At 69.1% G+C, this 16,235-nt stretch carries 13 protein-coding genes; 9 read left to right on the top strand and 4 right to left on the bottom strand.

Annotation, left to right across the window (positions count from 1 at the left end):
- Positions 1–22: 22 nt before the first annotated feature.
- From CQ047_RS04475 to CQ047_RS04460, 4 genes are all read left to right on the top strand, one after another.
- The gene (locus CQ047_RS04475; RefSeq protein WP_105673084.1) at positions 23–604 is read left to right on the top strand and encodes a DUF3000 domain-containing protein; all 582 of its coding nucleotides are present in this window, start codon (positions 23–25) and stop codon (positions 602–604) included.
- A complete protein-coding gene (locus CQ047_RS04470) occupies positions 597–1,790 on the top strand; it encodes a ribonuclease D (RefSeq protein ID WP_105673083.1) in 1,194 nt (397 codons plus the stop codon). Before CQ047_RS04475 ends, CQ047_RS04470 begins: the two co-directional genes overlap by 8 nt.
- 73 nt (positions 1,791–1,863) lie before the next feature.
- Positions 1,864–3,069, top strand: a complete 1,206-nt coding sequence (locus tag CQ047_RS04465; protein ID WP_105673082.1) for a thiolase family protein — start codon at positions 1,864–1,866, stop codon at positions 3,067–3,069.
- A 6-nt stretch (positions 3,070–3,075) separates the two neighbouring features.
- Positions 3,076–5,220 (top strand): 3-hydroxyacyl-CoA dehydrogenase NAD-binding domain-containing protein, encoded by a 2,145-nt coding sequence (locus tag CQ047_RS04460; protein WP_105673081.1) that lies wholly within the window; start codon positions 3,076–3,078, stop codon positions 5,218–5,220.
- 117 nt (positions 5,221–5,337) lie between these two features.
- Here the strand turns inward: CQ047_RS04460 and CQ047_RS04455 are convergent, their stop codons facing one another.
- The 3 genes from CQ047_RS04455 to CQ047_RS04445 are packed head-to-tail and all read right to left on the bottom strand — an operon-like array spanning position 5,338 to position 9,482.
- A complete protein-coding gene (locus CQ047_RS04455) occupies positions 5,338–6,960 on the bottom strand; it encodes an FAD-dependent oxidoreductase (RefSeq protein ID WP_105673080.1) in 1,623 nt (540 codons plus the stop codon).
- Positions 6,953–7,858, bottom strand: coding sequence for a diacylglycerol kinase (locus CQ047_RS04450; protein WP_105673079.1), 906 nt, complete (start codon positions 7,856–7,858; stop codon positions 6,953–6,955). Before CQ047_RS04450 ends, CQ047_RS04455 begins: the two co-directional genes overlap by 8 nt.
- Position 7,859: 1 nt before the next feature.
- The gene (locus CQ047_RS04445) at positions 7,860–9,482 is read right to left on the bottom strand and encodes an FAD-binding oxidoreductase (protein ID WP_258132471.1); all 1,623 of its coding nucleotides are present in this window, start codon (positions 9,480–9,482) and stop codon (positions 7,860–7,862) included.
- Positions 9,483–9,502: 20 nt separating this feature from the next.
- Here CQ047_RS04445 and CQ047_RS04440 point away from each other — a divergent pair, with 20 nt between their 5' ends.
- The 5 genes from CQ047_RS04440 (at position 9,503) to CQ047_RS04420 (ending at position 13,654) form a co-directional block, all read left to right on the top strand.
- Positions 9,503–10,081, top strand: a complete 579-nt coding sequence (locus CQ047_RS04440; protein ID WP_105673078.1) for a TetR/AcrR family transcriptional regulator — start codon at positions 9,503–9,505, stop codon at positions 10,079–10,081.
- A complete protein-coding gene (locus tag CQ047_RS04435; RefSeq protein WP_105673077.1) occupies positions 10,078–11,526 on the top strand; it encodes a glycerol-3-phosphate dehydrogenase/oxidase in 1,449 nt (482 codons plus the stop codon). The genes CQ047_RS04440 and CQ047_RS04435 overlap by 4 nt, the downstream gene beginning before the upstream one ends.
- A 140-nt stretch (positions 11,527–11,666) precedes the next feature.
- Positions 11,667–12,362, top strand: coding sequence for an SPFH domain-containing protein (locus CQ047_RS04430; RefSeq protein WP_105673076.1), 696 nt, complete (start codon positions 11,667–11,669; stop codon positions 12,360–12,362).
- A gap of 45 nt (positions 12,363–12,407) precedes the next feature.
- Positions 12,408–13,082: a TetR/AcrR family transcriptional regulator gene (locus CQ047_RS04425; protein WP_105673075.1), complete on the top strand. Its 675-nt coding sequence runs from the start codon at positions 12,408–12,410 to the stop codon at positions 13,080–13,082.
- 101 nt (positions 13,083–13,183) lie between these two features.
- Positions 13,184–13,654 carry a hypothetical protein gene (locus CQ047_RS04420; protein WP_146114267.1) on the top strand — a complete coding sequence of 157 codons (471 nt, stop codon included), beginning with the start codon at positions 13,184–13,186 and terminating at the stop codon, positions 13,652–13,654.
- A gap of 582 nt (positions 13,655–14,236) precedes the next feature.
- Here the strand turns inward: CQ047_RS04420 and dxs are convergent.
- Positions 14,237–16,177 (bottom strand): 1-deoxy-D-xylulose-5-phosphate synthase, encoded by a 1,941-nt coding sequence (dxs, locus tag CQ047_RS04410; protein WP_105673072.1) that lies wholly within the window; start codon positions 16,175–16,177, stop codon positions 14,237–14,239.
- Positions 16,178–16,235 lie beyond the last annotated feature (58 nt).

Below are 16,235 nucleotides of genomic sequence, written 5' to 3'. Positions count from 1 at the left end.
CTCCTGACTCTAGCCTGTTGCCGTGACCGCACAGCCCGATGACGGGACCCTCTTCGACGCCGCCGTGGCCGAACTGCGTGAGACCGCCTTCCGTGCGGACATCGCCGTTCGGGAGATCACCACGCCCCAGAGCCTCGCCCCGTTCGCGATCGCGCTCGCCGCGGACGTCCGCCCCGACGACACCGGAGACTCGGTGTACGGCACCGGGCGCTTCGTCCTCCTCCACGATCCCGACGCACCGGCGCCGTGGGACGGCCCGTGGCGCATCGTGCTGTTCGCCCAGGCTCCCCTCGAGCCGGAGATCGGCACGGACCCGCTGCTCGCGGACGTCGCCTGGTCCTGGCTGGTGGATGCTCTCGACTCGAGGGATGCGATCTACCACTCTGCATCCGGCACCTCGACCAAGACGCTGTCGAAGGGTTTCGGCGGGCTCGCCGTCGAGGGCGACGGCGCACAGATAGAATTGCGGGCGTCCTGGACTCCAGAGGGCCCGTTCAGACCGCACGTCGAGGCATGGGCCGAACTGGTCGGAATGCTGGCGGGTCTTCCGCCCGGATCCGAGGGCATCGCCGTGATCGGCGCGCGAAAGGCTGCACGTGACTGAATACTCCGTGATCTCGGATTCCGAGGAGTTCCTGGCGGCATGCGCCGCACTCGCCGAGGGCACAGGTCCCGTCGCCGTGGACGTGGAGCGGGCATCCGGGTTCCGCTACTCCCAGCGGGCGTACCTCGTGCAGGTGTTCCGCCGGGGTGCGGGGGTCTTCCTCTTCGATCCTCCTGCCATCGGGGACTTCGCGCCGCTGCAGGCCGCGATCGGCGACGTCGAGTGGGTGTTCCACGCGGCGAGTCAGGATCTGCCGTCGCTGCGGGAGCTCGAGCTGGTCCCTGCGACGATCTTCGACACCGAGCTGGCGTCCCGACTCCTCGGCCACGAACGCGTCGGCCTCGCCGCCGTCGTCGAGGAGACCCTCGGCATCGTCCTGAAGAAGGAGCACTCGGCATCCGACTGGTCGACCCGGCCGCTGCCGCCGGCGTGGCTGGAGTACGCCGCACTCGATGTCCTCCACCTCATCGACGTGCAGGAGGTGCTGGTCGCCGAGCTCGAGGAGCAGGGCAAGACCGAGTTCGCCGCGGAGGAGTTCGCCGCCACGATCACCCGCCTGCCGAAGCCTCCTCGCGAGGACCCGTGGCGTCGGCTGAGCGGTCTCCACCAGGTGCGCGGTGCGCGCAACCTCGCGGTGGCCCGTGAGCTGTGGCGGGCGCGTGAAGCCTTCGCGCAGGAGCAGGACGTCTCCCCCGGCAGGCTGGTGCCCGATCGTTCGCTGGTGGCCGCCGTGCTCGCCAACCCGCAGAGCAAGTCGGCGCTCGCCGGCACCAAGGACTTCCAGGGCAGGGCCAGCCGCACCCAGATCGATCGGTGGTGGCAGGCGATCGTCGACGGCCGCGCCGCCGAGGAGCTGCCGCGCGAGCGCGTTCCCAGCGACACGCTGCCCCCGCCCCGCGCGTGGGCCGACCGCAATCCCGAGGCGGACGCCCGGCTCAAGGCCGCACGCCCTGTGGTGGAGGCCGTCGCCGAGGAGCTCGGCATGCCCACGGAGAATCTGCTCACCCCGGAGTTCCTCCGTCGCATCGCGTGGGATCTGCCGGGGACGACCGTCGAAGAGATCGGCACAGCGCTCGCCACGCTGGGAGCGCGCCCCTGGCAGATTGCACAGACTGCACAGAAGATCGCCGACGCCTTTGTAGAGGCTGGTCAATCGCCCGACGAGACCCCCACACCCGCTTCGTAGGTTCGATCCAACCGATTCCTCCCGCCTCCGCGGCCTTCCTAGACTGAGGTCACCGCACAAACTTGGAGGCAGAGTGGCCGAGATCTCGGACGTCTTCTTCGTCGATGGAGTGCGCACCCCCTTCGGGCGCGCCGGCGAAAAGGGCATGTACTGGAACACCCGCGCAGATGACCTCGCCGTGAAGGCGACCATCGGCCTGATGGAGCGGAACTCGGCCGTCCCGGCCGACCGCATCGACGACGTCGCGATCGCCGCGACATCGCAGACCGGAGACCAGGGCCTCACTCTCGGCCGCTCGGTGGCGATCCTCGCCGGCCTCCCGCAGACGGTCCCCGGCCTCGCCGTGGAGCGCATGTGCGCCGGCGCCATGACGAGCGTCACCACGATGGCGGCGTCGATCGGCATCGGCATGTACGACTTCGCCCTCGCCGGCGGCGTCGAGCACATGGGACACCACCCCATCGGCGGCAACGCCGACCCGAACCCCCGATTCGTCGCGGAGCGCATGGTCGACCCCGGCGCGCTGAACATGGGAGTGACGGCGGAGCGCATCTTCGACCGCTTCCCGCACCTCACCAAGGAGCGCTCCGACCGGTTCGGCATGCTCAGCCAGCACAAGGTGCAGGCCGCCTACGACGCGGGCAAGATCCAGCCCGACCTCGTGTCCGTCGCGACGAAGGGTGCCGACGGCGCCTGGGGCCTCGCGACCGAGGACGAGGGCCGCCGCCCGCAGACGACCATGGAGGACCTCGCCGCCCTCAAGACCCCGTTCCGTCCCCACGGACGCGTCACGGCCGGCACCTCCTCTCCCCTCACCGACGGCGCGACGATGTCGCTCCTCGCCGGAGGCGGAGCGGTCAAGGAGTTCGGTCTCACGCCCAAGATGCGCATGGTGTCGTTCGCCTTCGCCGGCGTGCAGCCGGAGATCATGGGCATCGGCCCGATCCCGTCGACCGAGAAGGCCCTCAAGAAGGCCGGTCTCACCATCGACGACATCGGTCTGTTCGAGCTCAACGAGGCCTTCGCCATCCAGGTGATCTCCCTGCTCGACCACTTCGGGATCGCCGACGACGACCCCCGGGTCAACCAGTGGGGCGGCGCGATCGCGATCGGTCACCCGCTCGCTGCATCCGGCGTGCGCCTGATGATCCAGCTCGCCGCGCAGTTCGCCGAGCGTCCTGACGTGCGCTACGGCCTCACCGCGATGTGCGTCGGACTCGGCCAGGGCGGCTCCGTCATCTGGGAGAACCCGCACTACAACGGCAAGAAGAGGAAGTAAGTCGCGATGACCAACTACGAAGACATCGACTTCTCCCCCATCCAGGCGCTCACCGAGGGCGAGGTGATCACGCACTCCCCCGTGCGCGACATCCGCCTCGCCTCCGGCAAGGTGCTCGCTCTCGTCACCCTCGACAACGGCCGCGACCACACGCGTCCGAACACCCTCGGTCCGGCGACGCTCACCGAGCTCGGCGCCACCCTCGACGGACTCAAGGCACGCGCCGCGGCCGGCGAGATCCAGGCCGTCGGCATCACCGGCAAGCAGTACATCCTGGCTGCCGGTGCTGACCTGTCGGACATCAGCAAGGTCGGGTCGCGAGACAACGCGCGCCTGATCGCTCAGCTGGGCCACAAGGTGCTCGGCAAGCTCTCCGAGCTCGGCGTCCCGTCGTTCGCCTTCGTCAACGGCCTCGCGCTCGGCGGCGGCCTCGAGATCGCGCTGAACTCGACGTACCGGACCGTCGACGCCTCCGCCGCGGCGATCGCTCTGCCCGAGGTGTTCCTCGGCATCATCCCCGGCTGGGGCGGCGCCTATCTGCTGCCGAACCTGATCGGCATCGAGAACGCCCTCGAGGTCGTGATCTCGAACCCGCTCAAGCAGAACCGGATGCTCAAGCCCCAGCAGGCCTTCGATCTGGGAGTGGTCGACGCCATCTTCCCGGCGGCGAACTACCTCGAGAACTCGCTGACCTGGGCCGATGCGGTCCTCGGCGGGAGGAAGGTCGAGCGCAAGAACGAGCCGGGCAAGATCGAGCGGCTCACCAAGTGGCCGATCGCGATCAAGATGGCCCGCGGCATGCTCGAGTCGAAGATCGGCACGGTGCCGAAGTCGCCCTATGCGGCTCTCGACCTTCTCGACAAGGCGAAGAGCGGCACCAAGGCCGAAGGCTTCGCCCGCGAGGACGAGGCGCTCGCAGAGCTCGTGACCGGCGACCAGTTCGCCGCGTCGATGTACGCGTTCGACCTGGTGCAGAAGCGCGCCAAGCGCCCCGTCGGCGCACCCGACAAGGCTCTCGCCAAGAAGGTCACCAAGGTCGGCATCATCGGCGCCGGCCTCATGGCCAGCCAGTTCGCGCTCCTGTTCGTGCGCAAGCTCCAGGTGCCCGTGCTCATCACCGACCTCGACCAGGCCCGCGTCGACAAGGGCGTGGCCTACATCCACGAGGAGATCGGCAAGCTCGAGGCAAAGGGCCGTCTGGACTCCGACTCCGCGAACAAGCTGCGCGGCCTCGTCACCGGCACCACCGACAAGAGCCTCTACGCGAACTGCGACTTCGTGATCGAAGCCGTGTTCGAGGAGGTCGGCGTCAAGCAGCAGGTGTTCGGCGAGATCGAGAAGATCATCGCCGAGGACGCGATCCTCGCCACCAACACCTCGTCGCTGTCCGTCGAGGAGATCGGCTCGAAGCTCGCGCACCCCGAGCGGCTCGTGGGCTTCCACTTCTTCAACCCGGTCGCGGTGATGCCGCTGATCGAGATCGTGAAGACGCCCTCGACGTCTGACGCCGCGCTGTCGACCGCGTTCGTGGTCGCGAAGGGCCTGGGAAAGAACGCGGTGCTCACCGCCGACGCCCCCGGATTCGTCGTGAACCGTCTGCTCGCGAAGGTCATGGGCGAGGCAGCTCGTGCCGTGTACGAGGGCACCCCCGTGGCGGATGTCGAGAAGGCCTTCGGTCCGCTCGGCCTGCCGATGGGCCCTTTCCAGCTGATCGACCTGGTTGGTTGGAAGGTCGCCGCCCACGTGCAGGACACGATGGTCCGCGCGTTCCCCGACCGCTTCTACGCGAACGAGAACTTCCACGAGCTGGCCGCGCTGGATGCCGTCGTGGAGAAGGACAAGGGCGGTCGCGTGACCGGCTGGACCAAGCAGGCGGAGAAGCTCCTCAAGCCGGCGGTGGGCAACTCGCCCGCATCCGCAGCGACGATCCTGCAGCGTGTTCAGGATGGTCTGGCGACCGAGATCAAGCTCATGCTCGACGAGGGCGTGGTGCCCGAGGTCGAGGACATCGATCTGTGCCTCATCCTCGGTGCGGGCTGGCCCTTCATCGACGGCGGCGCATCGCCGTACCTCGACCGCGAAGGGGCCTCGGAGCGTGCCTTCGGCGGGTCCTTCCACACTCCGCAGATCAGGGGTGTCGAAGCCCGCTGACCCCCGGTCGTTGAGCGAGCGAAGCGAGACGAAACGCCTCATCCGACGTCATACGTCGGATGAGGCGTTTCGCGTATCCCTGCACGCCTCGCCAGGCACGCGTGCAGTGGCGTGCTCCTACTGGACCGGCCTCACATCGTCGTCGCCCGCACGCGGCCAGTACGACAGAGCCCGCTCGGCGAGGGCGGTGATGGTGAGCGAAGGATTCACCCCGGGATTCGCGGGGACCGCGGAGCCGTCGACGACGTGCAGACCAGGGTGACCCCAGACACGATGGTAGGCGTCGATGACGCCCTCCTCCGGCGACGAGGAGATCACCGCTCCGCCGAGGAAGTGCGCGGTGAGCGGGATGCCGAAAACCTCGGGCCAGGAGCCGCGGGCCTCGGCCGGCTCACCGCCGTCGCGCTCGACACGTGCGGCGATGGCCGCGGCCGCTGCGTGCGCCTGCGGGAGGTAGCTCGGGTTCGGTTCGCCGTGGCCCTGCTCACTGGTCATCACCAGTCTGCCGAAGCGGCGGCGCAGAGACAGCGTGAGCGAGTTGTCGGCCGTCTGCATGACGAGAGCGATGATGCCGCGCTCGCTCCAGCGCCGAAGGTTGCCGAGTCGGAACTGCCGCATCGGCGAACGGAGCACCTGTGCCGCGAGGTTCGTCAGCCGAGCACCGAGCCGTCGATCGCCGGGGACCAGAGCTGTAGCGAGAGCGCCCATGAGGTTCGAGCCGGGGCCGTAGCGCACGTTCTCGACGTGGGTGCGGTCGTCCACGTGGAACGATGTGGTGATCGCGACCCCTCGCGCCAGTTCCAGCGATTCGGGGACCTTCGTCGCTATCGCTCCGTCGAGAGCCTCCGAGTTCGTCCGGGTGAGGCGCCCGACGGCATCCGAGATCCGCGGCAGCGAGCCCGACTCCTTCATGCGGTGCAGCAGCTGCTGCGTCCCCCACGTGCCCGCGGCGAGCACCACCTGCCTGGCCGTCACGGTCCGCCGTCCTCGTCGGAGCCACGCGCCGCTGCGCTGGGTCGTGACGGCGAACCCTCCGCCGGGCAGCTCGGCCACGTCGATGACCGTCCGCAGCGATTCGATCGCGACGCCGCGGCGCTCGGCCAGAGCGAGATAGTTCTTCATGAGCGTGTTCTTCGCGCCGACCCGGCATCCGACCATGCAGTTCCCGCAGAGCGTGCATCCGGTGCGCTCTGGACCCTCCCCGTCGAAGAACGGATCGGGGGTGCGCTCCCCCGGCTTCCCGAACCAGACGCCGACGGGCGCGCGCCGGAATGTGTCTCCCACGCCGAGGTCTTCCGCGGCCCCGGCCATGATCCGCTCGACGGGACCGGTGTGAGGATAGTGCTCGACGACGCCGAGCATCCGCTTCGCCGTCGCGTAGTGCGCGGAGAGCTCCCGTTCCCAGTCGGCGATGCCTCGCCACTGCGGATCCTGGAAGAAGCTCGCGCCCGGCTGATACAGCGTGTTCGCGTAGTTGAGCGACCCGCCGCCGACCCCGGCGCCGGCCAGGATCATCACGTGCGGCAGCCTATGGATGCGCTGCACGCCGAAGCATCCGAACGCCGGCGCCCACAGGTACCGCCGCACGTTCCAACTGGTCTTCGCGAAGTCCTCGTCCTCGAATCTGCGGCCGGCCTCGTACACGCGAACCCGGTAGCCCTTCTCCGCCAGCCGCAGTGCGGCGACGGAGCCTCCGAACCCGGACCCCACGATGACGACGTCTTCGTCGAACTCAGTCATTGTTCTCCCTCGGCACCAGCATCGTGAGCGCGCCCGGAATCAGCGAGATGGTGCATTCATCCTCGCCGATCCGCTCTCCGTCGGCATAGACCACGAGTCCGGGAGCGGACACCGACACGGTCTTCGCGCGACGGTGCCTCACCTCTCGACGATCCAGATGCCGCCCCTGGAGCAGCAGCGGGAACAGTCGAAGCAGCCTCATCCGACCGATCGGCGCGACCTGCACCACGTCCAGGAGCCCGTCATCGGGGATGGCGCCCGCGCACACCGGCATCCCTCCGCCGTAGCTCGACGTGCTCCCCACCGCGATCAGCGTTCCCGGAGCGTGCTCGGGGTCGGCGCCGTCGACGGATAGGCGGAAGTCCATCGGACGCAGACGCGCGAGCTCGATGAGGAGCGCGAGGTAGTAGCGCAGGGCGCCGTGCGGCCATCTCAGACGGTTCGTGCGATCGCTCACCTTCGCGTCGAACCCGAGTGCGGCGATCGTCAGGAACCGACGCGTCGAGTCCCTGGTGGCGACGACGCCCACGTCGATGGGACGCTGTACCCCGGTCAGCGCGAGCTCCGCCGCGGCCGGGGCGTCTCCGCGCGGCAGCCCCAGCGCCCGTGCGAGGTCGTTCCCCGTCCCGGCCGGGACGAGCACGAGGGGAACGGATGCCGCGCACAGTTCGTCGAGCACCCCCGACAGCGTGCCGTCGCCTCCGACGATGACGAGCGCCCGCGGGGCGTCGGCCAGGGCGGCTGCGGCGAGCCGATGGGTGTCGGCGGCTGAGCCGCCCGCGTACGCCCGCACGTCGGCGCCCCGATCGCGCAGGTGCGCGACCGCAGCTTCCGCCGCCCGCCTGCCTCGGCCCTTGCCGGAGAACGGGTTCGCGAGCACGGCGATGTGCTCGGCCACGTCAGCGCGTCCGCTCGATCGGGATCACAGCGCCCGGGTTCATGATCTCCGAGGGATCCAGCTCCCGCTTGATCGCGGACAGGATGCGGATGCCGGTCTCCCCGATCTCGCGCTCCAGCCATGCGGCGTGATCCCGCCCGACCGCATGATGATGGCTGATGGTGCCCCCCGCGGCGAGGATGGCGTCGTTGACGCTCGCCTTGACGGGCTCCCACACGGCGAGCGGGTCGGAGCGGATGCCGGCCAGCACGGTGAAGTACAGCGATGCCCCCGTCGGGTAGACGTGCGAGACGTGGCACATGACGTAGGACCTGGCCCCTGCCTGCGCGAAGCCGTCCTTCAGGGCGGCCTCGACCGCCGATCGCAGCGTCGAGAGGTTCGACCAGGTCGTCGCCGTCTCGAGCGTCTCGCAGAAGACGCCGGCGTCCAGGAGCGAATCGCGCAGGTACGGTCCGTCGAATCTCCCCTTCAGCCACTCCTCCGCCGCTCCCTCGCCCGCGGAGACGCCTCCTGCTGCTGCGAGCAGAGCGCTGACCCTGGACCGGCGCTCCGCGATGTCGTCGCCCTCGTAGACGGTGACGACGCTGGCGCCCTTCGCGAGCGCCTTCCCGATCTTCCCGACCTGAGCGAGGCTCACCGCGGTCTCCGCCTCGTCGGAGAGGCGGATGACGGTCGGCCCGTTCCCGTGCTGGGCGACGTGGCGGAGCCCCTCGGCGCCGCTCACGAAGTCGGGGAAGGACCACGACTCGAAGACGCGATCACGCGGAATCGGATGCACGCGCACGGCCACCTCGGTGATCACGCCGAAGATGCCCTCCGATCCGAGGAAGACCCTGATCAGATCGGGCCCAGCGGCAGAACCAGGCGAGCGGCCGAGGGCGATGTCTCCGGTCGGCGTCGCGACGCGGATGCCGGTCACCATGGTGTCGAAGCGGCCGTTGCCCGCGGAGTTCTGACCGGATGACCTCGCCGCGGCGAAGCCGCCGATCGTGGCGTAGCGGAAGCTCTGCGGATAGTGGCCCAGCTCGAGGCCGTGAGCGGACAGCAGAGCCTCCGCCTCGGGACCGGTGGTACCCGCCGCGAGGACCGCTTCGCCGCTGACCTCGTCGAGCCGGACGAGCCCGCTGAGCCTGCGCAGGTCCAGGCTGACGACGGCGTGGTGTCGTCCGCGCTCGGGGTCCAGGGCGCCGACCACGCTGGTTCCTCCGCCGAACGGGATCACCGCGACGCCGCGATCGGCAGCCACGCGCAGGCACGCGCTGACCTCGTCGTGATCGGCGGGTCGGATGACCGCATCCGGCGCGTCCTGACCGATCCGCCGCCTCCGCAGCAGATCGGGCGTGGAGCGTCCTCCCGCGTGACGGATGCGCGCCTCGTCGGAACGGTCGACGTGCTGCTCCCCCACCGCTGCCTGAAAGGCGGCGAGATCGTCGTCGTCGAGTGCGGAGGAGCCGAGCACGACCTCCCCGAGGGCGGCGGCCTGCTCGGGCTTGCGGATGCGTCCGAGCAGAAGGGGCAGCAGCGTGCGCACCGCGAGCGGGAGGTCCTTCGCCTTCGCCGGGTCGCCCCAGCCGTTCCATCTCATCGACGGGTCGTCCTCGACCCTGCCATCTTCTGGGCTCATGCGTTACAGTGTGACACATCATGGAAGAACGTCAAGTGATGTGGGACACCACGCAAGTGCGTATTCTCGACGCCGCCGATGCGCTGATCGAGCGCAGGGGCGTGCACGGCGTGACGATCGCCGAGCTCGCCCGCCGCGCCGATCTCAGCCGACCGACGATCTACCGCAGCTGGAGCGACGCCGACGATGTCGTTCGCGCCGCCCTGCTGCGCCGCGTGGGCGGCATCCTGGACGCGTTTCCCGAGCATGCGCGCACACGTGCCGATCTGGTGGACGACGTCCTGCGATTCACCGCGCTGTTCCGCTCCGACTCCGTCTACGGCCGTCTCCTCGCCGACGAGCCGGAGGCGTTCACGCGCTACACACTGCAGCGCGTGGGGTCGAGCCAGAGGATGATCCTGCAGTGGCTCGCCACGGCGATCGGCACCGCACAGGTCGGAGGGACGGTACGGCACGGTGAACCTCTGGAGATCGCCGTGATGCTGCTCCTCATCGCCCAGTCGGCGGTTCTCTCGCACGGCACAGTGTCCGAGCTCATCTCCGACGCCGCCTGGGAGCGCGAACTGCGCTCGGCGCTCGACGGACTGCTCCGGCCATGACTCCGGACCCCACGGTTCTCAACGTCGCTCGGCGCAGGACCGATCTCGCCAGGGCGGCCGACGGCACCGCGGACGTGCTCGTCGTCGGCGGCGGTATCACCGGCGTCGGCGCCGCCCTCGACGCGGCCTCCCGCGGCCTCAGGGTCGTGCTGATCGAGGCCGAGGATCTCGCCTTCGGCACGAGCAGGTTCAGTTCCAAGCTCGTGCACGGCGGACTGCGCTATCTCGCGACCGGAGATGTGGCGACGGCCCGGGAGAGCGCTCTCGAACGGCACCTGCTGATGACGACGATCGCTCCGCATCTGATCCACCCCCTGGCACAGCTCCTGCCGTTCAGTCCGGGGGTCGCTCTCCGCCAGCGCGCGGCCGGGGCGGTCGGCATGGGTCTCGGCGATCTGCTGCGGATGCGCGCCCGCACACCGCGCACCGTGCTCCCCACCCCGAGGCTCGTCTCCGCGCGCACGGCGCATCGCCTGGCTCCCGCCCTCGACCCCCGAGGGCTGCGCGGCGGGATGCTGTCGTACGACGGGCAGCTCGTCGACGACGCCCGCCTGGTCGCCACGGTCGCGCGCACCGCGGCGTGCCTCGGAGCGCGCATCCTGACCCGCGTGCGCGCGATCGAGCTGCGAGGGGACGGCGCGACGGCCGAGGACGCCATGTCAGGCGAACGGCTCGAGATCAAGGCGCACGCCGTCATCAATGCGACCGGCGTCTGGGCGGGGTCCCTCGACGGCGCGATCAGCGTTCGCCCCAGCCGTGGCACGCACATCGTCCTCGATGCCTCTGACCTCGGCTCCCCCACGGCGGCGCTCACGATCCCGCACGAGGGGTCGATCAGTCGATACGTGTTCGCCCTGCCGCAGCAGCACGGACGGGTGATCGTGGGCCTCACCGATGAGGACGCGCCAGGGCCGGTGCCGACCGTCGCCCAGCCCACCGAGCCCGAGATCGCCTTCCTCCTGAGCACTCTCAATCGGGTCCTCGCCGTGCCCGTCCGGCGCGATCAGGTGCGCGGAGCGTTCGCGGGCCTCAGGCCCCTGGTCGACAGCGGTGCAGACGCCACCTCCGACGTCTCCCGACGGCATCTCGTCGTGGCGTCGGATGCCGGGTTCGTGACGGTTCTGGGCGGCAAGCTGACCACCTACCGCCGGATGGCCGAGGATGCCGTCGACCTCGCCGTCTCGTCACGAAAGCTGAGCGCTCCGTCGAGTCGCACCGCATCGCTGCGTCTGGTGGAGCGCACCGTGGCCGGTCGGGAACCCCTCGACGAGATCACCGGTCTCACACGAGCCGATGTGGAGTTCGCCGTGCGCAGCGAGGGCGCGATGACGGCCGAGGACGTGCTCGATCGGCGGACCAGGATCGGACTCGTCGACGCCGACCGGGAACGCTGCCTCCCGGCCGTCGAGGAGCTGGTCGCGCGTACTCTCGCCGACCTCGGCTGAGGCCACGCGGCGGCCGATCAGGGCCGGGGCGTAACCGCTGCGGGGCACTCCGGCGAACGGCCGACGAACAGCGCATGAACTCACCCGCCGCACGCGCTTCGGAGGCGATCTGCTGCGACACGACGCGGCACAGTGGTGTCATGGACATGCTCTTCACGATGCTGGGCGGCAAGGGGATGTCGGGGTTGCTGAAGACCGGCACGGCGATCCTCACGACACTCCTGGTCCTTCCGGCTCTCCTCAAGCTCTTCGTGGTCACCGTCGACGAGGGTTGGGCCGCCATCCGCACGCGCAACGGCAAACCGATCATCCGCAATCGTCCGCAGCGTCGCCCGGCCAACCGGCGTGGAGCCGTCGGCGAAGTGGTCGTGCTCGATCCCGGTTCGCACGGCGCCTTCCCGCTGTTCTACTGGTACAAGCTCATCGACGTGCGCTGCCGTGCGACCGATCTCCCCGCGCGCGAGATGACCGGCGCCGGCGGACACCAGCACCGCGTGCACGCGTCGTTCGAGTGGCGCCCCATACCGACCGGACGAGATATGCGGGTCTTCGAGCTCGACGTCGTCAACGTCAAGGAACGTGCGTCCAACATCGTCGGCGCCGCGCTGCGTGACGTGATCCGCGGTCTCGACGGGGCGGAGCTGCCCCACAACGACGAGATCAACACGAGGGTGATCGCCGCCAGCGCGGAGGAGATCCGTCGAGCCTGCGGCGTGGAGCTCGTCCGCGTGATGGTCACGGGCGACGCGCTCACCGACGGCTATCTTCTTTCCACCGCCATGCGCGACGGAGACCGCGGCGCCCAGGCTGTCGCCGCTCTGCACGCCTTGAACTGAGGCGCCCACTGGCGGACTCCGCCACGGCGGCGTACAGTTTTGAACATGTTCGAAACTGAAGCGCCGATGTCGAAGAGCGCGCGTACGAAGGCGCGGATCAGCGCGGCGGCGGTCGAGTCGTTCACAGAGCGCGGATACGCCGAGACCACGATGCGGTTGATCGCCGAGAAGGCCGGAGTCTCGGCGGGAAACGCCTACTACTACTTCCCCTCCAAGGATCATCTCGTCCAGGAGCTGTACCGGCGCGTGCAGGAAGAGCACGCAACGGCGGCGCGCGCGGCTCTTTCAGGAGAGCACGGCCTCGTGGATCGTCTACGGCTGGTGCTCGAATCCGGACTGTCCACGTTGACTCCGTACCAGCGCAGCGCCGCAGGATTCCTGACGGCGATGATCCCCCCGGACTCGCCGATCAACCCGCTCGCTGCCGAATCGGAGGAGGCGCGGGCCATCACGATCGGGCTGTTCCGCGAGGCGATCGACGGCGCACAGCACCGCCTTCCGGCCGACGTGGCGGCGCTCCTGCCGGAAGCTCTGTTCGTGGGCTATCTCGCGCTTGTGCTCCGCTGGACGTACGACACCTCTCCGTCGCACGAGCAGACGACACGGCTGCTCGACGCCGGCCTGCGGCTGTTGAGCGTCGCGCTGCCCTTCGTGCGGGTGCCAGGACTGCATCGAGCGACCATGCAGCTTCTGACACTGATCGCGGAAGTCCGATCATGACCCCGCAATCGGTGCAGCGCTCGCCTCGCACACCGGCGGAACCCATGGCGTTCACTGGTGCCGAGCTCGTACGAGGCGCCGTCTCCGCATGGGTGATGTTCATGACCACGCTGCTTCTGTCCACGACGATCACCGCAGCCGCGTATTCGTCCTTCCCCGGCTGGGGTTCGCCGGGCACCCTTCTTCCCAGCGTCCTCATCGTCGACGCCGCAGTACTCATCATCGGCGGCATCGTCTCCGCTCTCGTGACGGTCCTTGGGACACTCCTCGCGCATATGCTCGGATCCTTGCTGCGCCACGAGGCATCTCTGCGCGTTCACGTGGCGATCTTCACGGCTTTCGGCGTCGGAGTCGGCAAGACCTACATCCTCGTTCTCCTGCTGATGCAGATTCCTCAGAGCGTGGGCGTATTCGGCGCACCGCTCGCGTTCCCGGCCGTGCTTGTGGCGCTCGCGGTACCGCTGGGGTGGTGGTACACAGCGTGGCGCGCCCTGCTCGAAGACAGCAGAACTCGCTCTCAAGCGGCGCGAGTGCAGAGCATTCAGGATGCGGTCGCCGAGGTGCGCCCATGATCGCGAAGAAGGACGGGATCCCTCCGCGCACTCAGGCGAGACCGATGGCGTTCACGGACCGTGAAGCGCTGCGCGGCGGCATCGACGTGTGGTGGATCTTCCTCGTCTTCCTCGTCATAGGCATCGGCGTCTGGTGCACAGCCCTCGATCTCACGGATGGCGTCGAGACGTCTCCCTCGAACATCAACGTGTTCCTGTTCGCCGCCTTCTGCGCACTCGTGATCGGAGGGACGATCTCTCTCATCGTCATGCCCGTGGGGGTCATGCTGGCGATACCTCTCGGGCGCGCTCTGTCGCGTAGCCGACGGCTCTGGGTGCACATCGTCGTCTACACAGCGCTCGGCATCGCCATCGGCCTCGTATACATCGCGCTGCTGCGGGGCGGTGAGGTGTTCACCCCGATCCGCTCAATATGGGACTACGTACTCTTCGTCCCCGCCGTCTCTGCGTCACTCGCGGTTCCGCTCGGCTGGTGGCGCACCGCTCATCGGCTCCTGCTCGCGGATCGACGTCGGACGGAGCACCGCACTGAGCGACCGCACACCGAGGGCGGTGCGGCGGGGAGCGCTTCCTCGACGGGGATCAGTGCCGCTCGTGCAGCGGAAGGTCGATCGCTCCGGTCTCACCGGCGTTGCGGGCGACCGGAATACGGGTGCCGAGCACCTGTGCGACGACGTCCTGGGCGATCTTCGGCGCGGTGAGGCCGGCATCCGCCAGCACCTGCTCGCGCGAGGCGTGATCGATGAACTCGTCGGGAAGCCCCAGCTCGTCCACGGCCGTGTCGATCCCGGCCTCGCGCAGCACCTGACGCACGCGGGTGCCGATCCCGCCCACCCGGATGCCGTCCTCCAGCGTGATCACGAGACGGTGATGCGCGGCCAGCTCGATGACGGAGGGCTGCACGGGGATCGCCCAGCGCGGATCGATGACGGTGGCCCCGATGCCCTGCGCCCTGAGGCGTGCGGCGACGTCCATCGCGAGCGCGGCGAACGGGCCGATGCCGACGATGAGGACGTCTTCCGATTCGCCCTTCGCGAGCACGTCGACGCCGTCGTCGAGACGCTCGATCGCGGGGAGGTCGGGGGCGACCTCACCCTTCGGGAAACGGATGACCGTGGGGGCGTCGTCGACGAGGACCGCCTCCTCCAGCGCCTCTGTGAGGCGCGCGGCATCGCGGGGAGCAGCGATGCGGATGTGCGGAACGATCTGCAGCATCGCGAGATCCCACATGCCGTGGTGGCTGGGCCCGTCGGGTCCGGTGACGCCTGCGCGGTCCAGCACGAACGTGACGCCCGCGCGGTGGAGAGCGACGTCCATCAGGACCTGGTCGAATGCGCGTCCCATGAAGGTCGCGTACACGGCGACCACCGGGTGCAGGCCGCCATAGGCGAGACCCGCGGCGGATGCCACCGCGTGCTGTTCGGCGATGCCGACGTCGTACACGCGATCGGGGAAGCGCTCGGCGAACGGCGCGAGGCCCGTGGGGCGCAGCATCGCGGCCGTCATGGCGATGACGTCGCTCCGGCGCTCGCCCACATCGACGAGAGCCTTCGAGAACACATCGGTCCACCCCAACCCGCCGGAGGAGAGCGTCTCCCCCGTCACCGGATCGATCCTGCCGACGGCATGGAACTGGTCGGCCTCGTCATCACGCGCCGGCTGATAGCCCCTGCCCTTCTCGGTGATCGCGTGCACGATGACCGGGGCCCCGTACGACTTCGCGAGCTCGAGCGTCTCCAGCAGCGCCGGCAGATCGTGTCCGTCCACCGGGCCGAGGTACTTGATGTCGAGGTTCGAGTAGAGCGCTTCGTTGTTCGTGAAGCGGGAGAGGAACCCGTGCGTTCCGCCGCGCACGCCGCGGAACACCGCGCGACCGACCGGCCCGAAGGCCCGGAACAGGCGGTCGGACTTGCGGTGCAGGTCCTTGTACGCCGCCGCGGTGCGCACGCGGTTGAGGTAGCGGGACATTCCGCCGATGGTCGGCGCGTAGGAGCGCCCGTTGTCGTTCACGACGATCACGAGGTTGCGGTCGTTGTCGTCGGAGATGTTGTTCAGCGCCTCCCACGTCATGCCGCCCGTGAGGGCGCCGTCGCCGACCACGGCGACAACATGGCGGTCGGCGCGACCGGTCGCGGTGAGAGCGCGAGAGACGCCGTCGGCCCAGCTCAGCGAGCTCGAGGCGTGCGACGACTCGACGACGTCGTGCGGGCTCTCGCTGCGCTGCGGGTACCCTGCGAGACCGCCGCGGACCCGGAGATCGGAGAAGTCCTGCCGCCCTGTGAGCAGCTTGTGTACGTACGACTGGTGACCAGTGTCGAAGATGAACGGATCGTCGGGCGAGGAGAAGACCCGGTGCAGTGCGATCGTGAGCTCGACGACACCCAGGTTCGGCCCCAGGTGGCCGCCCGTGCGGGACACGTTCTCCACGAGGAAGTCGCGGACCTCCGCAGCGAGTTCGATCAGCTGCTCAGTGGACAGGGCGTCCAGATCTCGGGGTCCTGAGATGCTCGGAAGAATGGGCATCTGCGCCTCCTCACAGGCTCTGTACGCGGCATCCGAGTTCCGGTTCGAAGGCCGCTAC

Origin of the sequence: Microbacterium sp. MYb72, from assembly GCF_002979415.1 — a bacterium.
Classification (GTDB): Bacteria; Actinomycetota; Actinomycetes; order Actinomycetales; family Microbacteriaceae; genus Microbacterium; species Microbacterium natoriense.
The sequence above is the reverse complement of the archived record's forward strand: the minus strand, read 5'-3'. Positions and strand labels throughout refer to the sequence as shown.

What these genes read in the sequence shown, in the direction of transcription:
- CQ047_RS04460 (WP_105673081.1), top strand. Translation starts at nt 3,076, where the DNA reads ATGACCAACTACGAAGACATCGACTTCTCCCCCATCCAGGCGCTCACC.
- CQ047_RS04455 (WP_105673080.1), bottom strand. Translation starts at nt 6,960, where the DNA reads ATGACTGAGTTCGACGAAGACGTCGTCATCGTGGGGTCCGGGTTCGGA.
- CQ047_RS04445 (WP_258132471.1), bottom strand. Translation starts at nt 9,482, where the DNA reads ATGAGCCCAGAAGATGGCAGGGTCGAGGACGACCCGTCGATGAGATGG.
- CQ047_RS04440 (WP_105673078.1), top strand. Translation starts at nt 9,503, where the DNA reads ATGGAAGAACGTCAAGTGATGTGGGACACCACGCAAGTGCGTATTCTC.
- CQ047_RS04435 (WP_105673077.1), top strand. Translation starts at nt 10,078, where the DNA reads ATGACTCCGGACCCCACGGTTCTCAACGTCGCTCGGCGCAGGACCGAT.
- CQ047_RS04430 (WP_105673076.1), top strand. Translation starts at nt 11,667, where the DNA reads ATGGACATGCTCTTCACGATGCTGGGCGGCAAGGGGATGTCGGGGTTG.
- CQ047_RS04425 (WP_105673075.1), top strand. Translation starts at nt 12,408, where the DNA reads ATGTTCGAAACTGAAGCGCCGATGTCGAAGAGCGCGCGTACGAAGGCG.
- CQ047_RS04420 (WP_146114267.1), top strand. Translation starts at nt 13,184, where the DNA reads ATGACCACGCTGCTTCTGTCCACGACGATCACCGCAGCCGCGTATTCG.
- dxs (WP_105673072.1), bottom strand. Translation starts at nt 16,177, where the DNA reads ATGCCCATTCTTCCGAGCATCTCAGGACCCCGAGATCTGGACGCCCTG.